This is a genomic window from Acinetobacter sp. AOR14_HL (assembly GCF_027855175.1).
Classification (GTDB): Bacteria; Pseudomonadota; Gammaproteobacteria; order Pseudomonadales; family Moraxellaceae; genus Acinetobacter; species Acinetobacter calcoaceticus.
In genome coordinates this window covers 1-20,077 of sequence record NZ_JAKTII010000003.1, presented here as the reverse complement: position 1 = coordinate 20,077, position 20,077 = coordinate 1, and the positions used below count along the sequence as shown (strand labels likewise).

At 38.8% G+C, this 20,077-nt stretch carries 18 protein-coding genes; 6 read left to right on the top strand and 12 right to left on the bottom strand.

The window, feature by feature from the left end:
• Positions 1–77 precede the first annotated feature (77 nt).
• The gene (locus MKL38_RS01060; RefSeq protein ID WP_270902572.1) at positions 78–887 is read left to right on the top strand and encodes an enoyl-CoA hydratase; all 810 of its coding nucleotides are present in this window, start codon (positions 78–80) and stop codon (positions 885–887) included.
• Between the two features lie 71 nt (positions 888–958).
• On the opposite strand, the gene MKL38_RS01055 is transcribed toward MKL38_RS01060, so the two are convergent.
• Both MKL38_RS01055 and MKL38_RS01050 read right to left on the bottom strand, forming a co-directional pair.
• Positions 959–1,804, bottom strand: a complete 846-nt coding sequence (locus MKL38_RS01055) for an IclR family transcriptional regulator (protein ID WP_017389939.1) — start codon at positions 1,802–1,804, stop codon at positions 959–961.
• A 187-nt stretch (positions 1,805–1,991) separates the two neighbouring features.
• On the bottom strand, positions 1,992–3,209 hold the full coding sequence (locus MKL38_RS01050) for a CaiB/BaiF CoA transferase family protein (protein WP_017389352.1): 1,218 nt from the start codon (positions 3,207–3,209) through the stop codon (positions 1,992–1,994).
• 331 nt (positions 3,210–3,540) lie between these two features.
• Between MKL38_RS01050 and MKL38_RS01045 the strand changes: the two genes are divergently transcribed.
• Positions 3,541–4,692 carry an acyl-CoA dehydrogenase family protein gene (locus tag MKL38_RS01045; RefSeq protein ID WP_270902252.1) on the top strand — a complete coding sequence of 384 codons (1,152 nt, stop codon included), beginning with the start codon at positions 3,541–3,543 and terminating at the stop codon, positions 4,690–4,692.
• A 60-nt stretch (positions 4,693–4,752) separates the two neighbouring features.
• On the top strand, positions 4,753–6,003 hold the full coding sequence (locus MKL38_RS01040) for an MFS transporter (protein ID WP_270902251.1): 1,251 nt from the start codon (positions 4,753–4,755) through the stop codon (positions 6,001–6,003).
• Between the two features lie 216 nt (positions 6,004–6,219).
• Here the strand turns inward: MKL38_RS01040 and phnX are convergent, their stop codons facing one another.
• From phnX to pobA, 8 genes are all read right to left on the bottom strand, one after another.
• Positions 6,220–7,035 (bottom strand): phosphonoacetaldehyde hydrolase, encoded by an 816-nt coding sequence (gene phnX, locus MKL38_RS01035; RefSeq protein ID WP_270902250.1) that lies wholly within the window; start codon positions 7,033–7,035, stop codon positions 6,220–6,222.
• Between the two features lie 36 nt (positions 7,036–7,071).
• Complete coding sequence (phnW, locus tag MKL38_RS01030) at positions 7,072–8,259, bottom strand: 2-aminoethylphosphonate--pyruvate transaminase (protein WP_270902249.1); 1,188 nt, start codon at positions 8,257–8,259, stop codon at positions 7,072–7,074.
• Positions 8,260–8,285: 26 nt separating this feature from the next.
• Positions 8,286–9,440, bottom strand: coding sequence for a TIGR03364 family FAD-dependent oxidoreductase (locus MKL38_RS01025; RefSeq protein WP_270902248.1), 1,155 nt, complete (start codon positions 9,438–9,440; stop codon positions 8,286–8,288).
• Positions 9,441–9,541: 101 nt separating this feature from the next.
• Entirely contained in the window at positions 9,542–11,251 is a 1,710-nt protein-coding gene (locus MKL38_RS01020; RefSeq protein WP_270902247.1) for a putative 2-aminoethylphosphonate ABC transporter permease subunit, read from the bottom strand.
• Positions 11,245–12,447, bottom strand: coding sequence for an ABC transporter ATP-binding protein (locus MKL38_RS01015; RefSeq protein WP_270902246.1), 1,203 nt, complete (start codon positions 12,445–12,447; stop codon positions 11,245–11,247). Before MKL38_RS01015 ends, MKL38_RS01020 begins: the two co-directional genes overlap by 7 nt.
• 22 nt (positions 12,448–12,469) lie before the next feature.
• Positions 12,470–13,507, bottom strand: coding sequence for a putative 2-aminoethylphosphonate ABC transporter substrate-binding protein (locus MKL38_RS01010; RefSeq protein WP_270902245.1), 1,038 nt, complete (start codon positions 13,505–13,507; stop codon positions 12,470–12,472).
• Between the two features lie 91 nt (positions 13,508–13,598).
• Positions 13,599–14,321 carry a UTRA domain-containing protein gene (locus MKL38_RS01005; RefSeq protein WP_017385548.1) on the bottom strand — a complete coding sequence of 241 codons (723 nt, stop codon included), beginning with the start codon at positions 14,319–14,321 and terminating at the stop codon, positions 13,599–13,601.
• A 175-nt stretch (positions 14,322–14,496) separates the two neighbouring features.
• Positions 14,497–15,711 carry a 4-hydroxybenzoate 3-monooxygenase gene (gene pobA, locus MKL38_RS01000; protein ID WP_270902244.1) on the bottom strand — a complete coding sequence of 405 codons (1,215 nt, stop codon included), beginning with the start codon at positions 15,709–15,711 and terminating at the stop codon, positions 14,497–14,499.
• A gap of 141 nt (positions 15,712–15,852) precedes the next feature.
• On the opposite strand from pobA, the gene pobR reads away from it, so the two are divergent.
• Positions 15,853–16,668 carry an IclR family transcriptional regulator PobR gene (pobR, locus tag MKL38_RS00995; protein ID WP_042896744.1) on the top strand — a complete coding sequence of 272 codons (816 nt, stop codon included), beginning with the start codon at positions 15,853–15,855 and terminating at the stop codon, positions 16,666–16,668.
• Positions 16,669–16,831: 163 nt separating this feature from the next.
• Here the strand turns inward: pobR and MKL38_RS00990 are convergent, their stop codons facing one another.
• Together MKL38_RS00990 and MKL38_RS00985 are read right to left on the bottom strand one after the other, a co-directional pair.
• Positions 16,832–17,476: a glutathione S-transferase family protein gene (locus tag MKL38_RS00990; protein WP_270902243.1), complete on the bottom strand. Its 645-nt coding sequence runs from the start codon at positions 17,474–17,476 to the stop codon at positions 16,832–16,834.
• Positions 17,477–17,695: 219 nt separating this feature from the next.
• The gene (locus MKL38_RS00985; protein ID WP_270902242.1) at positions 17,696–18,253 is read right to left on the bottom strand and encodes a TetR/AcrR family transcriptional regulator; all 558 of its coding nucleotides are present in this window, start codon (positions 18,251–18,253) and stop codon (positions 17,696–17,698) included.
• Positions 18,254–18,661: 408 nt separating this feature from the next.
• On the opposite strand from MKL38_RS00985, the gene MKL38_RS00980 reads away from it, so the two are divergent.
• Positions 18,662–19,171 carry a helix-turn-helix domain-containing protein gene (locus MKL38_RS00980; RefSeq protein ID WP_270902241.1) on the top strand — a complete coding sequence of 170 codons (510 nt, stop codon included), beginning with the start codon at positions 18,662–18,664 and terminating at the stop codon, positions 19,169–19,171.
• Positions 19,172–19,176: 5 nt separating this feature from the next.
• Positions 19,177–20,046, top strand: coding sequence for an IS3 family transposase (locus tag MKL38_RS00975; protein WP_270902571.1), 870 nt, complete (start codon positions 19,177–19,179; stop codon positions 20,044–20,046).
• Positions 20,047–20,077: the final 31 nt, after the last annotated feature.

The following is a 20,077-nucleotide window of genomic DNA, read 5'->3' as shown; positions in this document are numbered from 1 at the left end:
GATCTGTCTAAGAATATTTGGTTTGAATCAACAATAAAGCAAATATTTTTCAAATAGTTAAACAAAAGGAATGAATGATGCAGCAGGATGATAAGAGTCAACATAAATTGACAGTAGGTGTGATTAAGCAACATTTAGATAAAAATATACTCACACTAACGATGAGCAATCCCAGCAAAAAGAATGCGATTAATTATGAAATGTATTCTGCACTCAGTCAGGCATTAGATGAGGCAGCAATCAATGAAGAAGTTCATGTTGTTATACTCACAGGCGAAGGATCTGCATTTACCAGTGGCAATGACGTAAATGCATTCGAAACGCGTAATACAACCAGTACCGAACCACCCTCTTCAATTGTGTTTCTAAAAAGCTTAGCAACGTTTCCAAAGCCGATTATTGCTAAAGTAAATGGTGTGGCAATTGGCATTGGCAGCACCATGCTTTTACATTGTGACCTCGTATATGCAAGTCAAAACTCTATTTTTCAGTTTCCTTTTGTGAATCTCGGACTTGTGCCTGAAGCAGGTTCTAGTTACATGTTACCGAGATTATTAGGTTTCGCTCGAGCTTCTGAAATTATTTTACTGGGCGAGAAATTTTCGGCGCAACAAGCTAAAAATTATGGTTTAGCAAATAACGTATGCGAAGAAAACGAGCTTGATCAATTTGTTGAAGATACGGCAACCAAACTCGCAAATAAACCAACTCAAGCTTTACAGCTCAGCAAAAAATTATTAAGAGATATGCCTATTGATGATCTATTAAATCGTATTGATCATGAGTCGACTATTTTTTCTCATTGTTTGCAAGGTGAAGAATTTAAAGAAGCCCTAAGCGCCTTCAAAGAAAAAAGAAAGCCGAATTTTCATAAGCACGTCATTTGAAATACAACTTATGAAAAAGGCCAGCAATCAATATCTTTGCTGGCCTTTTTTGATTTTTTAATTCAGTACAATTAACTAATCTCAGTACGAATGTTATTCACCATATGTAAGAGACGTGGTGCAATATCTTCTTCAAGTTTTTCTCGGTTCATAATAAAACTTGGACCGCCACAGTTAAACACCAGTAAACCATGTTGTTCATGAATCAGTGGAACTGCAACTGAGTTTACATCTTTATGCCATTCGCCAATTGAAAAACAATATCCAAAATCTTGGTAGTCTTTAAAAGCTTTGTCTAAATCACGATTAATTTTGATCCAGTCTTCTTTGTGCTTGGTACGAATCGCATCAAGCAAAAACTCTCTTTCATCTTCAGGCATTGCAGCTAAACATGCACGTCCCATCGAACTTAAATGAATGGGTAAATAAGTTCCGACCTGACGGCGCATAGTCATATTTCCTTTACCTTGTACCACGTCAAGATAAATCATATTGAGTCGATCACGTGTTGCCATTGCAACCGCAGCGCCAGCATAGTCTGCCAGATTTTTCATATATGGATGAGCAATAGAACGAATCGACACGTTAGAAAGCATCGAGTAACCAAAAGCAAGAACCCCAACTGAAAGTTGAAATTTGCTCGAATTTGGGACTTGTTTGATATAACCCAAACGAGACAAAGTGTGCGTTAGACGAGTAATGGTTGGCTTAGGTAAACCCGTCATTTGTGCGAGCTCTTGGTTTCCTAAATGCTGATGTTTTGGGGTAAAACAACGCAATAGCTCTAAACCACGGGCTAATGCAGTAATAAATTGGCGATCATTTTCATCCTGCATGTCTTGAATCGGATGTAATAATTCATGTCTTAAAGGCGCTAATAATTTTTCTGTTTGCTCTGCATCTACTGCATCATTCATATCTATACCAATCCACATTTTGTTTCGCACTGCGAAAATTATAATCTATTTTTTCTATAAATAGCAAAAAAGCAAACGTCCTAGTCTGCATCTAAAATATAACTTGATTTAAACCATTCAAGCGAAAGACTAAATATTTTATTTTCTAATTTTAAAAATAATTTTAACCCTTCGCTTTCAGGCCAGCTTATGCAATCACGCCTTTTTTCTTAAGCTCATCTAATTTTTCCACAGAAACGATTCGACCTAAAACCACTTGTGTATGTTCACCTAATAAAGGAGGAGCTGTTTTGTACTCAACAGGGGTTCTTGAAAGTTTGATTGGCGAACCAATTACCTTCAATTTTTCACGTTGCGGGTGATTCATCTCGACCAACATTTCTCGGGCAATCACTTGTGGCTCTTGAAAAGCTTGTTCCAAGTTATTGATTACACCTACCGGAACTTTAGCTGCATAAATCGCATCTACCCATTCATCTGCAGTTTTAGTTAAGAAATGGTTTGATAAAATTTCGATAATTTCATCACGATGTTTAATTCGGTCTGCATTTCGGGCAAAACGCGCATCATTGGGTAAATCGGGTAAGCCAATACTTCTACAGAGCTGAATAAACTGAGTATCATTTCCACATGCAATAATAAAATCACGGTCAGAAGCTTTAAATACTTGGTAAGGCACAATATTGGCGTGTGCATTGCCATAACGCTTAGGGATATTACCCGATGAAAGATAATTCATTCCCTGATTTGCCATAGTCGCAATTTGGACATCAAGCAAAGCCATGTCAATGTATTGTCCTAAACCCGTCACATGACGGTTAAGTAAAGCAGCTTGAATGGCTATCGTAGAATAAAGTCCTGTAGCTAAATCAGAAAAGGCCACCCCTACTTTTTGTGGACCGCCACCCGGTAAATCATCACGCTCACCTGTGACTGACATCAGTCCGCCCATTCCCTGAATAATAAAGTCGTAACCGGGTTCTTCAGCTCTTGGGCCATTTTGACCAAAACCTGTAATTGAGCAATACACCAATTTTGGGTTAATTGCAGATAAAGACTCGTAATCCAAACCGTATTTTTTCAAAGAACCCGCTTTATAGTTCTCAATCACCACATCTGTATCTTGAATTAAAGCTTTAATCAATTCTTGACCATCGGGACTGGCAATATCGATGGCAACCGATAATTTATTGCGGTTTGTAGACTGATAATAAGCAGCCTCTTGAGTATCAAACCCAGAGTCATCCTTCATCCAAGGTGGTCCCCACGAACGAGTATCGTCACCGACTTTGGGTCTTTCAATCTTGATGACCTCTGCACCTAAATCGGCCAGCGTCTGTCCACACCAAGGCCCAGCCAATACCCGACTTAAGTCAAGCACCCGAATTCCATTTAAAGCACCCATCTTCATCCCACTCTATCTGGTGATTCATTTCCTATAGGGAAATTTATCCATTTAAAATTTCGCATAGCGATATATATTTTTAATATACACACCTCATTTTAAAAATCAAACTTTAATTTTCCACTAAAAATGATGAATTTTTATAAGAAAATATAGCTTAAATAAATCAATAAATTAGACAATCAAATACTAATAACAACATATCGCATTGCGAAATTAATTTTCAAAATATATTGTTTTGCACTCATCCTTTGATTACTATCGCTTCAAATATTGATGATTTTACGAACATCACATTGATGTTCTTAGCATGTAGTAAAAGGATGAGACTATGATTCGAGATCAGGAAACCTTAGATCAACTTGTTGATATGATTCGACAATTTGTTGAAGGTGTATTAATTCCTCATGAGAATGAAGTCGCTGAAACGGATGAAATTCCTCAAGATATTATTGAGCAAATGAAAACGCTGGGCTTATTTGGTTTAACCATTCCAGAAGAGTACGAAGGCCTTGGACTTACAATGGAAGAAGAAGTCTATGTTGCTTTTGAATTAGGACGGACCTCTCCTGCTTTTCGTTCGCTTATTGGTACCAATAATGGCATTGGTTCAAGTGGTCTCATTATTGACGGTACTGAAACTCAAAAATCATTTTTCTTGCCACGTTTAGCTCGCGGTGAAGTAATCAGTTCTTTTTGCTTAACTGAACCCGATGCTGGTTCTGATGCTGCATCTATAAAGACTAGTGCCGTAAAAGATGGCGATTTTTATATTTTAAATGGCACCAAACGCTTTATTACCAATGCCCCTCATGCTGGCGTATTTACAGTAATGGCACGCACAAGTTCTGATATTAAGGGTGCTGGTGGTATTTCTGCTTTTATTGTCGACAGCCAAACCCCAGGTATTTCTCTTGGCAAACGCGATAAAAAAATGGGGCAAAAAGGTGCCCACACTTGTGATGTGATTTTTGAAAATTGTCGTATTCCTGCTTCAGCACTCATTGGTGGAGTTGAAGGCGTTGGTTTTAAAACCGCCATGAAAGTGCTTGATAAGGGCCGTTTGCATATCGCGGCGTTAAGTGTTGGGGCCGCGACAAGAATGCTAGACGATTCTTTAAAGTACGCCATCGAACGTAAGCAATTTGGGCAACCCATTGCCGAATTCCAACTCATTCAAGCCATGCTCGCCGACTCCAAAGCCGAGATTTATGCAGCCAGATGCATGGTTTTAGACGCTGCACGTCTACGTGATGCAGGACAAAACGTAAGTACCGAGGCCTCATGCTCAAAAATGTTTGCAACCGAAATGTGTGGTCGAGTCGCTGATCGCTGCGTACAGATCCATGGCGGTGCGGGCTATATCAGTGAATATGCGATTGAACGTTTTTATCGAGATGTTCGTTTGTTCCGCCTCTATGAAGGGACCACTCAAATTCAACAAATGATTATTGCCCGAAACATGATTCGCGCTGCGTCTTAATCAATTTTGAGCACTTTCAAACGACTTGAAGTGCTTTCAATCAAATGTAGGTAATGGATTATGGCTACAAATTACAAAGAAAGTCTTTCTCGTATACAGCCTCATACGTGGAAAATTGCATTTATTTTTGCATTTCTAGCGCTATTGGTTGATGGTGCAGATTTGATGCTGCTGTCTTATAGCTTAAATAGTATTAAGGCAGATTTCGGATTAAGTTCGGTACAAGCCGGTATGCTCGGTAGTTTTACTTTAGCAGGTATGGCTGTTGGTGGAATTTTTGGCGGTTGGGCATGCGATAAATTTGGTCGCGTCCGCATTGTTGTTATTTCTATTTTAATTTTCTCACTCCTCACCTGTGGCTTAGGTTTTACTCAGAGCTTTCTTCAATTTGGTATTTTAAGATTTTTTGCATCACTTGGACTTGGCTCGCTCTACATTGCGTGTAATACATTGATGGCCGAATATGTTCCGACACGTTATCGCACAACCGTACTCGGAACTTTACAAGCGGGTTGGACGGTTGGATATATTGTTGCAACATTACTTGCGGGTTGGATTATTCCAGATCATGGCTGGCGCATGCTGTTTTACGTTGCGATTATTCCCGTCATTATTGCCGTTTTAATGCATATTTTTGTACCAGAACCACAAGCATGGCAACAGGCTCGACTACAACAACCTACCGCTATACAAAACATTGAAAAAACCTCAGCGTTTAAACTTATTTTCCAAGATAAACAGAACCGTAATATGTTTATCCTTTGGGCATTAACCGCAGGTTTCTTACAGTTTGGTTATTATGGAGTAAACAACTGGATGCCTTCTTACCTAGAAAGTGAGTTAGGTATGAAGTTTAAAGAAATGACTGCCTATATGGTCGGTACTTATACCGCTATGATTTTAGGTAAAGTCCTTGCCGGCATGATGGCAGACAAACTAGGTCGTCGTTTTACCTATGCCTTTGGTGCCATTGGTACTGCTATTTTCTTACCACTTATTGTTTTTTATAACTCTCCAAGCAATATTTTATATTTACTCGTTACCTTCGGTTTCCTATACGGTATTCCTTACGGCGTAAATGCAACCTATATGACTGAAAGTTTTGCGACAGCCATCCGCGGTACAGCAATTGGCGGTGCTTATAATGTTGGTCGTCTTGGAGCAGCCCTTGCACCTGCCACAATTGGCTTCTTAGCATCTGGTGGTTCTATTGGTTTAGGTTTTGTTGTAATGGGCGCTGCCTATCTGATTTGTGGTGTGATCCCCGCCCTATTCATTAAAGAAAAATTATATGACCCTCAAAAGTCATAAAAAAGATCTATCACATAGGTCATATGCCTATCTGGTTGATGGTTCTAACGAACTAAACACATGGTTTGGATCGTTAGCAAGAAATAAGGAATTTACTCCTCAAAGTTACTCCTTATTTCCACATATGTAGAGTTTATTGCTCTTCATTTTAATTTTTTAGGTAAGCTTAGCTCCCAAGGGAGCTAAGCTTAAAAATATATTGACTTAAACATTTATTTAAGGTCGTTCACCCTGCCCTAAACGGCGTTCAATATCATCTAGTACATTTGGCAAATCAGCGACACTATCAATTACATAATGAGCGCCCGACGCATTCATTTTTCGGTATGCCTTATCTTTTAGAATAATCTGTTCATCAGCCGATAATGCGCTCCACTCTTCATAGCTTAAACCCACTTCATTACCACTAATCGCAAGCCCGACCGTCCAGCATCCCGCATTTAAACCTTCATCAATCCCCACCACAGTATCATCTACTTTTACAACAGTTTTAATATCAGACACGTCGAGTTGAATTAAGTTCTTCCATAGCATTTCAGGATACGGACGTCCAAATTTCACATCACTGGCTGTAACAATACAGTCTGGGCGGTAGCCCTGATCGGCAGCATCTTTGACCAAACGACCAATCATCATGGATGCATAACCCGTGTTACTGCCGATTTTTGCACCACGCTTTTTAATATTCTCAAACGTTTCTAATGCACCCGGAATTAAAGCAGAACATTTAGGAATAGAATTTAACTGATAAGGAATAAAGTCTTTATATAAACGGTTAATATCTGCTTCAGTTGCCGCCTGACCATATACTTCCTGCCATGCCGCCGCTACACGCGGCATTTTTAAAACTGCTGCAATATGGTCACGTTTTTCTAAGCCCATTGGCGCACGCGCTTCTTCAACAGTAATTTCAATGTTGTTGTCTTTAAATAACGCCATAAAAGCCAAAATTGGTGCGCGTGAGCCAAAATCTACTGTTGTGCCAGCCCAGTCAAAAACAACAGCCTGAATTTGTGTATTGTTGGTCGTCATGGTGTATTCCCTTTAATTCAAATGTTTTAATAAAAGTTATGCTGTTACAGCTTGATTGAGATGGCTTTCGCAGTAGCTGGCAATCGCAGCAAGAAGTCCGTCAATGTCATGAATATAAACTTCGCCAATATTGCCAATACGGAAGCAGTTGAGATCTGTGACTTTGCCCGGATAAATCACATAGCCTGATTTTTTCAGCGTTTCATAAAATGACTGGAAGCTAAATGACTTGGCTGTTGGGTAAAGAAAAGTGGTAATGATGGGTGATTGTGGACACTCTTCACCGAGTACCAATTTAAAGCCCAGTTGTTGCATACCTTGCGATAAGGTTTGCTGGTTTTGTAAATAACGTTGATAACGTGCAGCAACACCGCCTTCTGCCTCAAGTTCAAGCAATGCTTGATAAAAAGCACGCACCACATGGGTTGGCGAGGTAAAACGCCATTTGCCGTTATGCTGTTCCATCGTGTTCCACTGATCATACAAATCGAGGCTGACCGAACGAGCTAAACCTTTACATGCTTCTAGGCAATCACGCTTTGCCAAAATAAAACCAAAGCCCGGAACACCTTGAATACATTTATTTGCACTTGAAATCAGAAAATCAATTTCAAGCTTAGCCATATCCATAGGCACACCACCAAATGAACTCATGGCATCTACAATCCAGATTTTTCCTGCCGATTTAACTAAACGGCATATCTCTTGAATCGGGTTTAAAATACCTGTGGTGGTTTCACAGTGTACACAAGCAACATGGCTAATGGCTTTATCTTCTAAAACGTGTTCAATCTCTATTAGATCTGGTGTTTGGGTTTCTAAATAGTTCAGTTCTACAACTTCAATATTTAAGCAACGTGCCATTTGCACCATACGTGCACCGTATGCACCGTTATTAATAATTAAGATTTTGCCATCACGCGGAATAGCTGAACCAAGCACAGACTCCACTGCAAAACTACCACTGCCTTGCATTAACACAGCCGTATATTTTTCAGGTTGACTGGTTGCCAAGTTGACTAGACGAGAGCGGATATCTTGTACCAGCGAATTATATTCTTGGTCCCAAGTACACCAGTCTTTTTGCATGGCACGGCGTACTGTTGCCGATGTTGATAATGGTCCTGGTGTGAGAAGCAAATACTTGTTCTCTAAATCCATATCGAGTTGGGGTTGCATGTTCATAATGGTACTCATTTCTTTCACGTTCATTTCAATATACATCAATCTGGTTTAAACCAGATGACAAACTAGTAAATATTTTGTTCTAATACTTCTTTCATAAACCCAGCCCCTGTGGTCATGCCTTTGCCAGCAATTGCACTTACCAGAAAGATGTTTTTTCCGGCTTCAGTGACACAGGCCAACTCATCTTCATGAGTCAGGTAATAACCATTCCAACGTTTTTGAATTGGAGGTAAAGTCAGCCCTAATTTTTCATGGCAGTAAGCTTGAATAAATTCATTAATCTCTTCACGCTGCTCGAACTGAGGCGCTTCATTAATCGAATGATATTCGTGGCTATCACCTACGATCAGTTCGCCAAATTCGTTTTGTTTAATCAGAATATGAATACCGAATTCTTTAATGAAACCTTGTTGTGATGCTTTAACCAACTCCGCATGACTTGGGCAAATTTCAAAAGCCGGATAACGTGAAATAGATAAGCCTGAATAAAGAGAAGCATTTAATTTTTGGTAAAACCGTTGAGTTAGGGCCATTTGTAAGCCACACCGTTTCAAGTTCAAACTTTGTAAGAGATCTGGATATAAAACATCGATGATTTGACCGTGACAGATCAAAACTTTATTTGCCCGATAAGTCTCGCCATTTGCCAAGCGAACCTGACAACTTTCATGCTGATATTGGGTTTGAACAACACAGGCATTGGTATAAATCTCCACACCGTTTTTTTCGGCATATGCCAATAGTCTCTGCCCAATCACATGCGGTTCAACCGAATAATCTTCTTCAAAAACTAAGCCGCCTTGAAAATACTGCGAAGGATTTAAATAGGAAAATTGGGTGACCAGCTCATCATGACTTCGTAAATGCACAGGTATTTGATAATTATTTGCACGCTCGGCAAACTCATTTAAAACCTGCCATTCAAGTGCAGTGTTCGCCAGATAGACACCTTGGCGTTGAGCAAACGAAATATCGGTTTCAGTCTGAATGCGTTGATAAAAAGAACGCGTTTCAAGAGCGTACTTTCGCCACTCTTGTTCAGGATGCGTTAAAGTCGATGTTCCGACCATCCCGAAATTACGGCGAGTTGCGCCCACAGGCTTGGCATTTTTCTCAAAGATACAGACTTTTAAGCCTTGTTCTTGTGCCTGTATGGCAGCGGATAAACCTAAAATACCAGCTCCGACAACAATTAAATCAAACTTTGCGTTATTCATAAGACTTCCAATTTTCGAAATTTAGGATGAATAAACCCTTGCCTTGTTAAACAAAGCGTTTCGTTTCAGTCGGTTAAATAAAAATTGTGTTTAGCTAAAACTTAATGAGCGCTTTCACGCCATTGCTGACTTTTTGCCATAATTTTTCGGGTAAATAACCAGTGAATGAGTTTTACAACACATGAGGTTGTCAAAATCAAAATGCTCATCGCAACAGCAGCAACCGTGTCTCCTGCATCATCCATATTTAAAACAGCTACCGCAGCTAAACTGGTGTCTGGTGAATAGAGGAAAATCGCAGCCGACACAGTCGTCATGGCATTCACAAAAATATAGACCGATACATCACATAGCGCTGGAAAACACATTGGCAAATACACTTTCCAAAAGGTTTTCCACTTCGATGTTCCTAAAGTTTGTGCTGCCTGATCGAGCTGTAAAGGAATTTGTTTAATGGCATTGCTTAAAGTGAGATGCGGCACAGTGTAATAATGCATGATGGTTGAAATCACCAAAATGGTCATGGTTCCATACAGCACATTTAAAGGGTTGCTTTGATGGTTAAAAAACAAAATATAAGCAATACCTAGCACTAACCCCGGTACAGCAAGGGGTAATAAAATTAAAGCCTGTACATAGTTTTTAATAAATGGATGTGCCTTAAAACGTTCGGTTAATAACGCTACTATAAAAATGAGTGCTGTTCCAAAAACCGTACTAAAGAGTGCCATACGAACCGAGTTAAAGTACGCTGCCCAACCGCCGCCATCGACATATTCAAAACTGTAATGTGCTAAGGTTAAAGACAAATCATAAGGCCAAGACTGAATGAATGAAGCCAGCACTGCCGTAAAGATAATGAGTAAAATCGCACCTGAAACCAACCCACAAAATAAGCTCAGAACGACTTCAAGTTTTTTGTTCGATGTTGAGATATAAGGTTTAGCCTGAAAAGCTTGAAAACGTGCATGGCGTTTGCTTTGAATACGATCGAAAATGAATACAAAAACTGCTGGTAACAACAATAAGATGGAAATTACCGCACCCATGCTCATATTTTGCTGACCAATAATCTGTTTATAGACATCAAGCGCCATCATATTAAATGAACCACCAATGACTTTCGGAATCCCAAAATCGGTTATCACATAAATAAAAGCCACCAGACTTGCGCTGATGAGTCCATACCGAATTGCAGGTAGCGTGACGTGGTAATGCGTCTTCCAGATATTTTTGCCGAGCGACAAAGATGCCTCAATTAAACGCTGATCGACACTGCGAAAAGACACCATCATCAACATCAAAATTGCTGGAAATAGCCAAAAGCAATAACTGATTAAAATACCGATTGGACCATAAATTTGTATATCGCCCAGTAAAGGTTTAAACACACCTTGCTTACCAAACAAATAAACCAATGCCAAAGATGGCAAAAGTGATGGCGCTAAAATGGGTAAAAAAGCGACCAGTTTAAAGAAGCCTTTGCCTTTTATATTTACATTGGTGAGTGCAAAAGCATAAATACTGGCAAGAAATACTGTAATGACAGTAGCAGCACAAGCAACCCACATCGAGTTAAATATAGAGCTGAGTAAAGCTGGACTTGCAAAATAATTATAAAAATTTTCAAGGCCAACAAAATTTTGATTTTCATCAAAAAAAGCTGTTTCAAACAACATCATTAAAGGAGCAATAATCGCTAAAGTCAAAGCGATTGCGACGGCAGCTAAAGCAATATTTGATCTTAATGAATATTCAGTTTTTCGACGCGGCTGTGTTTTTAAAACCGCTGAAGCAGCTTCATTTAACATAGTGCGTACCCTTGTTCGTCAAAGACATGAATGAGCTGATTAGGCACTTTTATAAACATGAGTTCTTGCAAAGATTTGAACTTGGTATTTTCAATTTCAATTTGCAAAAGGTGTTTGGACTGCTCAATTCCATCAATATGAATAGTGCAAAACAAACGGCGTTTTGCGCCTAAAAACTCAGTGCTTAATACTTTAACTGGTAAATACAACGATTCTTTATCACTACCAAAATCATCAACCAACTCGACAGCTTCCGGTCTAAAACCAATGTTGTAGTTTTGCCCTGCTTTAAGTTTTTGCTGTTCCAAATTTAGAAGAATAAAACCTAAAACCTCGAGCTGATTGGCGACTGAACAAGTGGCAGTTAAAAAGTTCATGGTGCCAATAAACTTTGCAACGAATTGGGTTTGTGGCTTGTAGTAAATATTATGCGGTGTATCAATTTGCTCAATGACACCATGATTCATGACTACAACACGGTCAGAAATGCTTAATGCTTCTTCTTGATCGTGTGTGACCATAATGGTTGGCAGATTAAGCTGCGATTGAATCGAACGGATCTTTTGTCTTAGGTTTAGACGTACCTGAGCATCGAGTGCAGACAATGGTTCATCTAACAGTAAAATATCAGGCTTCGGTGCAATTGCTCGAGCAAGCGCAACACGTTGCTGCTGCCCACCCGACAATTGATTTGGATATTTTTTAGCAATATCGGGTAATTCAATCAGTTCTAATAATTGCTGAACTCGTTGACTACGTTGTGCCTTATCCCATTTCTTTTTGTCTAAGCCAAAAGCAATATTTTCTTCAACGTTTAAGTTTGGAAATAACGCATAGTTCTGAAACACAATGCCACAGTGACGCTTTTCAGCACTCAACAACGTAATGTCTGCGCCCTTTTTTATAACCTTTCCATAATCAGGTTTTTCTAGACCCGCAATTATGCGTAGCAATGTGGTTTTACCGCATCCAGAAGGTCCCAAAAAGCTCACGAACTCGCCAGCTTTCAGGTCTAAATTAATATGCGTTAGGGCCTGAAAGTGTTGGAACTTTTTTTGTATATCTATCACTTCTAAAACTGAGGGGCCATGTTCAGGATATTTATAGGTCGTTAATGTCGACAATAAATGCCCTGCTAACTCGGCCTTTTGGTTTTGACCTAGCAGCGATGACTGCAATGACGAAGGTATTTGCATAATAAGGCCCTTATCCAAAAGATCACTTTTCAAAATGCTTTGACCATTCAGCCAAAATACGTTCACGCTGCTCGGCCACCCAATAAAAATCATTTTTTACGAGCATTTGGGGAAGGTTTTTCGGGAAGTCCATAGTGGTATTTTCAATGCCTTTGTAGGCCACCATTGAAAAGTTATGGGCATAGGCTTCATTTGCCGCTTTGCTTACCGACCAATTTATAAATTTCTGTGCGCTACTTAATTTCTTAGTTCCTTTCACAATTGCTGAGGCTTCCATTTCCCAGCCTAAACCTTCAGTTGGATAAACCACTTCTAAAGGTGCACCCTCTGCTTTTAATTTAAAGGCTGGATAACCGAAAGAAATTCCAATTGGGATTTCGCCTTGTGCAGCCATCTTGCAAGGTTTTGAGCCCGAATGAGGATATTGTGAAATGTTTTTATCTAAAGCCTGCATATAGTCCCATGCCTGCTTTTCGCCCCAAATTTGCATCCAAGCCGTGACATCTAAATAGCCTGTGCCACTCGAAGCTGGATTTGGCATCACAATCAGGTTTTTATAAATCGGGTTGGTTAAATCTTTCCAAGTTTTTGGAATTGGTAACTTACGTTTTTCTAATTCGACTTTATTTACACAAATTGCAGATTCCCATGCATCCATACCCGTCCAAGTCGGTACAGGTTTTTGACTTACAAATTCTGGTTTTAAATTTTGAACACCTTCAGGTTTGAAAGGCTCAAGCATGTCTTTCTTTTCCATGACCAGCAAACTGGTTAAAGCCACACCAAAAACCACATCCGCTTGAGGATTCTTCTGCTCTGCCAAAAGTTTAGCGGTGATCACACCTGTTGAATCACGTACCCATTTTACTTTTAGCTCTGGATAGGCTTTGTGTAATTCTTTTTGGTATTGCTTAAGCTGATCGGCTTCCACTGCCGTATAGACTGTAATTTCTTCTGAGTTTTTTGATGTTGCTGATGAACATCCCATTTGAATAGCGACCACTACACCTAAAACTGATGCAGTGCCGAGTTTAATTGTCTGTTGAACATACTGTTTCATCTGCAAACCATCGAATGCAATTATTTGATGATCGTATTTCAACAGCTTTATATGACAGTTTAATTAATCTGGTTTAAACCAGATTGTATTTTTATGCTCGCGCTTCGAAATGTAAATCTAAAACATCATGTAGCCAATATTCTTGGTCGACATCAGTAATCACGCCTTCTTCATTTCTGTTACTACGACGAATATATAAACCGAGCGCGCCCACATTGACATGAAGTGCTTTGGCCTGCTGTTCCGATAAAGCGGTTGGATAGAGGTTAATGTCAGCTCTGGTGATATGGCAGTTATATTGATTTGCCATCAGTAAAGTAATCGATTGCTTAAGATCATGAGTTAAAAACTCAGGGAAAAACTCGGCGTTGACACGTAAATGCTCCACCAAAACAGGTCGACCATTAATACAACGACGTCGCCAAACTGAATAAATCGGATGCCCTTTTTCAACTTTTAAATGCTTGGCATCCCAAGAAGTAGCCTGAGTCAGTTCACTCGAAATCACTTCTGTCGAAGGTTCATAGCCTTGTTCAATCACAAACTGATTAAAGTTTTTTGTAGATTGCGGGTGGTAAATAATACGAGGCGAACGAACATACCAACCACGGCGATCTAAGCGATAAATCAGACCATCAGTTTCCAAAGCCAGTAAAGCTTCACGCGCAGCTACTCGAGTGGTTTGGAATTGTTCAGAAAGCACCCTTTCCGAAGGGAGTTTTGCGTGGGCTTCTAATACACCAGATTCAATGTCATGGGCAATTGCATCGCGGATAGGAATATATTTAGGTATGCGTGCTTGGTCCTGTTCCATACAAACTTAGAATTTATAAATAAAGAAATTAATAGCAATATACTGAAAAAATGTGACAAAAGCTTTTATTAATGCTGATCTTTTAAGCAAAATAATCTCTTAAGCTATTACGTCCCACTTAAGTTTTTATATAAAAAAGAGCATTTGCATGCCCTTTTTATTTCTTATCTAGCCCTTAACTTGCGTGCTTAAAACTATCAATTTGCTTGATCTCATAAGGCAAACCGACATAGTTTTCAGCCAATGTTGTTCTACCTGCAATCGACCCAAGTACATAACTTAGTTCGGCTTGTTTAATTTTATGGTCAAACTCACTTTCAGTTTCAAAGCGATGCAATAAATGAGTCATCCACCAAGAAAAACGCTCCGCTTTCCATACACGTTGTAGGCATTTCTCTGAGTATTCATCAATACCCTGTTCTGAACCTTCAACATAATATTGAACAAGTGCACTTGATAAATAAGCAATATCGGAAGCCGCGAGATTGAGGCCTTTTGCTCCTGTCGGTGGAACAATATGCGCAGCATCACCTGCTAAGAATAGTTTTCCGAAGCGCATTGGCTCAGTCACAAAACTACGTAACGGCGCAATACTTTTTTCAATAGAGGCCCCAGTTACTAGCTTTTCACGGCTTTCAGGGTCTAGGCGGTTTTTTAACTCATCCCAGAACTTTTCATCCGACCAGTCTTCTACGTGATCGGTTAAAGGGACTTGTAAATAATAACGGCTACGCGTTTCAGAACGCATACTGCATAAAGCAAATCCACGTTCAGACTGTACGTAAATTAGTTCATCGGCTACAGGTGGAACATCTGCCAACACACCTAACCAGCCAAACGGATAAACCTTTTCAAAGGTTTTAATTTTATCTTCAGGTACGCTGGCACGGCAGACACCATGGTAGCCATCACAACCTGCAATGAAGTCACACTCAATTTGAAAGGCTTTACCTTGGTACTCAAACTCAACTTTGGGCGCAGTGTAGAAATCTTTAACCTGCACATTTTGAGCTTCATAAAATGAAGTCAGCTTCTCTGCTTCGCGCGCAGTCATCAAGTCTTTAGTGACTTCGGTCTGACCATATACGGTCACTTGTTTTCCACCTGTTAGTGCCGCCAAATCAACCCGATGTTTTACACCATTAGTTAAGATTTCAATGCCTGAATGCGGTAATCCTTTGTCTTTTAAATTTTGGTCAACGCCTGCTTGTTTAAGTAAGTCGACCGAAACTTGCTCTAAAATTCCTGCACGAATCCGTGAAGCCACATATTCAGCACTGCGTTGCTCAACAATAATATGATCGATTCCAGCTTTATATAGAAGTTGCCCAAGCAATAACCCTGCTGGTCCAGAACCAATAATTGCAACCTGTGTCTTTAAAATATCCATAACTTCATCCTTGTTTCATCCTGACTTTTAAATTACTGGCTTTAAGTTTTGTGCACTATGTATCCAAGACGAAAATAACCGTTTATCATTTAGTTTGTCCGAATAGCGGACAGAAACAACCAAAATAACAGGAATGAAAGGATGCCTTCTCTCGATGCTTTTTTAGAGCACCCAAACTCGCATGAGAAAATTCGTCAAGAAGACTACATTGCAGGATTAGCAAAAGGCTTAGCTTTACTGGAAGCTTTTGGAACAGATCGGCAACGGCTCAATGTCACTCAAGTGGCTGAGCGAACCGGTATTAGCCGAACAGCGGCAAGGCGTTATCTAAAAACTTTAAAATACTTAGGCTATCTAGAAACAGATGAACATTACTTTTGGCTCACCCATCGCGTGCTGCGCTTTTCGAGTTCTTATTTAAGCTCTGCGCATTTACCTAAAGTTGCTCAATCATTTTTAAATCTTTTGTGTGCACAGACGTCTCTTACTTTTTCGATTGTAGTTCTGGACGATAATGAAGTGGTGCCGATTGCCCGTAGTTATTTACCGCAGCAAGATAATTTACGCGTAAGCCCTTACGGCATGCATTTAGGAAATCGACTCCCTGCCCATGCAACTTCCACAGGTAAAGTATTGCTTGCAGCATTGTCTGAAGAGGCTCAACACACATGGGTAAAAACTTACGGTTTAAAACGCTTAACCCCTTTTACCGTTGTAGATGAGTCAAAGTTTTTTGAGGTGCTTAAGGGCATTTCATTATCGGATTATTGTCTTTCTAAAGAAGAACATGAGCTTGGTGTGATTGCGATTGCCGTACCCGTTTTTAATGCACAAGGTCAAGCCGTGGCAGCACTTAACTGCATGTCTCAAACTAACCGTGTACAAGAAGATTATTTGGTTCAGCAAATTTTGCCATTGCTACGTAACACGGCAAATGAACTTAGAAATGTTATTTAAATAGACATAGAAACTCTTGTTATCTCATTCGAGGTACAAGAGTTTCAGCTCATGATTTTAAATGGCGAAGTCTTTAACTCGCTGGTTTGCCAGAACTCATGAAAGAACGAATACGAGCCAATTGAGCAGCTAAACAATATTGAAAAAATTACTTACAGCAATTTTAGGCATTGATTCGGTGATGAAGATTTTGTTCTATAGACATGGCTTTTTGCCAGCTTTCTAAGCTTTCTAGACTTCTTACATAATTTTCAATATTAAGATATTTTGATCGAATATTTAAAGAATTAATTAGACCATAGACTACGAAACCAATCATAAAATCTGCACCCGTTAAGCAATTGCCTACTAAGAATTTTTTGCCTACTAATTGTTGATCTAAATATGAAAATACTTTATCCAACTCAGCATGCGCATATTGATCCAAGAACTTTAATTGAGTGCCATTTTTTAACTCAACCGAATTAAAAATATTTAATAAATATGGAACCATAGCCGAACTTTCTGAAAAATGAATCCATTGTAAATAATCAAGATAACTGTCTGAATTTTTCGCGGGCATAAGTTGAGGAGCAAACTTTTCAATCAAAATTTCTACAATGGCACCTGATTCAGCAATTACTTTTCCATCGAGCTCAATCACAGGTGATTTTCCTAAAGGATGAATATTTTTTAATTCTTGAGGTGCAAGATTTGTAGTTTTATCTCGGAAATAACTTTTTAACTCATAAGGTTGATTAATTTCTTCAAGTAACCACAGAATGCGAAATGAGCGTGAAGCATTTAAATGATGAAGAATAATAGACATTAATTTTCTCTTTTAAACTAGAAGGTCAACAAAGTGAGGCCTAACTATATAGATCTATAGACGACCGGTCTAATACTTTTTGTTATCAGCTCAGCATTTGTCTAATTAAGTAATAAAGTAAATGTGTTAAAAACATAAAAAACCACATCCGTAGATATGGTGACAAATTGGCTTTTAATTTTATCGATTTTCTAGCGCATTCTGAGGCCTCAAATTACATTAACTACCTAAACTGCGTAAAAAACAATCCAGTGCCTTTTCCCGATCATCCGCCCCATCTGAGCTTAGATGCTGAATAATTGCGCCTTCAATCATATATAAAAATAGTTTTGCATCCTGAAAAGTCGCATCGGTTTTAAGTCCTCTAAGCTGGCTATAGATTTCATTCATTAGCCAAGTTCTATATTTAATTGCGACTTGATAGGCTTTTGCATAGCTCAGTTTTATCTCAAAAATGGCTTTAAATAATAGAAAGTAAAGTCCCTCTAAGTCGGTATGTAAAAGATAAAGTGCCTTGAGTTTATCCCTAGCGCTTGGGTGGCTAGTGTACTCAGCAATTGAAACCACTTTTTCTTTTAAACGCTCTTTTTGTACGATCAAACAGATTTCAACAAACCGCTCTTTCGAGTGAAAGTAGTTATAAAAAGTCGCTTTTGGAATTCCACACTCTTTCACAATTCTGTCGATTCCAACGGTATGAAAGCCGTGATGGTGAAATAAATAAATCGACGTATTAATAACTTGTATAGCACGTGTTGGAAGAACTAACTTTGGCATAATTTTACCGTTATAAATTCTTGTTGTTTCTAAATGAGATACTTTTTTGGGAGAAAAAAGGCATAGCAAAGCCTATAAAGACTGTGCTTGGCACATCTCAAGTTTTATTGTTGATTAAGTTTTTTTGAGCCGTAATGACTTAAAGCCTGAAAACCTTAAGGCAATCAAGCTGCTTTAATTTTTAAGCTGTGTCGTTATAACTTTTGGCATCGAGAGCCAAGAAATAATGGATGTGCAAAGCCAACTCCTTTTTATTGGGAGTTCTGCCAGACATTAATAGGAATTATGGTGGCAGAACGAGAAAGGGTTCGCGGACTGGTACAACAACCAGCACACCCGAAGGTGTCCCTCTCCCGTTCTGAACTGCACCCCATAAGTTAGACTTTTTAAACTTATAAGGTGTGACCTATGCCAGTTCCAAAGCATTCAAAAGAGTTAAAACTCAAAGTAATTCAGGCTTATTTAGATGGTAGTAAAGGCTATAAAATTCTTTCCAAAGAGTTTAATGTAGATCTCCAAACCATTCGGTTATGGATTGAAAACTATAAGGCACATGGTACTGATGGGCTTAATATTAAAATTCAAAAAACTTATTATTCTTCAGAATTTAAAATCAATGCAATACAAATGCTTCTTGATAAGATACCCGTAAGAGAAGTAAGAAGACGGTTAAATCTGAGCGGGACGTCAATTTTAAGAAGATGGCTAGCTCTGTATCATAAAGAAGGGATTGCTGGGTTTAATACTAAACGGACTTATACCAATATGACTAAGCAAGATAAAACTAAAACAGTGAAACCAACAAGAGATGATAAAGACAAGTCTCAGCAAGAGCTCATTGATGAGCTTACAGCTTTACGCGCAGAGGTCGCTTTTTTAAAAAAGCTAAAAGCCTTAAAACTGAAGCAACGTACTTAAATTCAATTTGTACTGCAGACAGTGTTCAAATTATTTCAGAATTAAGGCAAATTTATCCATTAAAGCTCTTACTCAGTATTGCCAAGATAGCCCGTAGTACTTATTTCTACCACATGAAAGCTATACGCTCTAATGATAAATATACTGAGTTAAAACAGCAGATTAAGTCCATATACCATAAGCATAAGGGATGCTATGGCTATCGTAGAATTACTCTTGCTCTGAAAAGTACAGGAATAATGATTAACCATAAATGTGTATATCGACTCATGAAAACTATGGGACTTAAATCACGTATCAGAGCACTAAAATATCGCTCATATAAAAGTGGTTGTGTCGGGATAGTGGCTGATAACGTTTTACAACGGCAATTTAAAGCAAATCGACCAAATCAGAAATGGGCAACTGATGTAACGGAATTTAATGTGAACGGTGAAAAACTTTACCTATCCCCGATTATAGATTTATTTAATGGGGAAATTATTACATTCCGAATCCAACGCAAACTCAATTATGAGTTAGTAAAAGATATGCTCATTCATGCTTTGGCTAAACTTAAACGACATGAAAAACCAATTCTCCATTCCGATCAAGGATGGCAATATCAAATGGCTCATTACCAACAGCAATTAAAACAACAGGGTTTAATTCAAAGTATGTCTCGTAAGGGAAATTGTTTGGATAATGCTGTAATAGAAAGCTTCTTCGGAATATTAAAATCGGAGTGCTTTCATGGTGAAAAATTTCAATCAATTGATGAATTAGAGAAAACCATACAAGAGTACATTCATTATTATAATCATGAGAGAATCAAGGTGAAGTTACAAGGTTTATCCCCTGTACAATATAGAAATCAGTTTTTAAAAACTGCTTAATTAGCTGTCCAACTTTATGGGGTCAGATTAT

Coding starts and splice junctions, on each gene's coding strand:
- pobR (WP_042896744.1), top strand. CDS start 15,853: ATGCCTTCTCTCGATGCTTTTTTAGAGCACCCAAACTCGCATGAGAAA.
- phnW (WP_270902249.1), bottom strand. CDS start 8,259: ATGTATATTGAAATGAACGTGAAAGAAATGAGTACCATTATGAACATG.
- phnX (WP_270902250.1), bottom strand. CDS start 7,035: ATGACGACCAACAATACACAAATTCAGGCTGTTGTTTTTGACTGGGCT.
- MKL38_RS00985 (WP_270902242.1), bottom strand. CDS start 18,253: ATGCCAAAGTTAGTTCTTCCAACACGTGCTATACAAGTTATTAATACG.
- MKL38_RS01015 (WP_270902246.1), bottom strand. CDS start 12,447: ATGCAAATACCTTCGTCATTGCAGTCATCGCTGCTAGGTCAAAACCAA.
- MKL38_RS01020 (WP_270902247.1), bottom strand. CDS start 11,251: ATGTTAAATGAAGCTGCTTCAGCGGTTTTAAAAACACAGCCGCGTCGA.
- MKL38_RS01060 (WP_270902572.1), top strand. CDS start 78: ATGCAGCAGGATGATAAGAGTCAACATAAATTGACAGTAGGTGTGATT.
- MKL38_RS01045 (WP_270902252.1), top strand. CDS start 3,541: ATGATTCGAGATCAGGAAACCTTAGATCAACTTGTTGATATGATTCGA.
- MKL38_RS01005 (WP_017385548.1), bottom strand. CDS start 14,321: ATGGAACAGGACCAAGCACGCATACCTAAATATATTCCTATCCGCGAT.
- MKL38_RS01040 (WP_270902251.1), top strand. CDS start 4,753: ATGGCTACAAATTACAAAGAAAGTCTTTCTCGTATACAGCCTCATACG.
- MKL38_RS01050 (WP_017389352.1), bottom strand. CDS start 3,209: ATGGGTGCTTTAAATGGAATTCGGGTGCTTGACTTAAGTCGGGTATTG.
- MKL38_RS01055 (WP_017389939.1), bottom strand. CDS start 1,804: ATGAATGATGCAGTAGATGCAGAGCAAACAGAAAAATTATTAGCGCCT.
- MKL38_RS01025 (WP_270902248.1), bottom strand. CDS start 9,440: ATGAATAACGCAAAGTTTGATTTAATTGTTGTCGGAGCTGGTATTTTA.
- MKL38_RS00980 (WP_270902241.1), top strand. CDS start 18,662: ATGCCAGTTCCAAAGCATTCAAAAGAGTTAAAACTCAAAGTAATTCAG.
- MKL38_RS01010 (WP_270902245.1), bottom strand. CDS start 13,507: ATGAAACAGTATGTTCAACAGACAATTAAACTCGGCACTGCATCAGTT.
- pobA (WP_270902244.1), bottom strand. CDS start 15,711: ATGGATATTTTAAAGACACAGGTTGCAATTATTGGTTCTGGACCAGCA.
- MKL38_RS00990 (WP_270902243.1), bottom strand. CDS start 17,476: ATGTCTATTATTCTTCATCATTTAAATGCTTCACGCTCATTTCGCATT.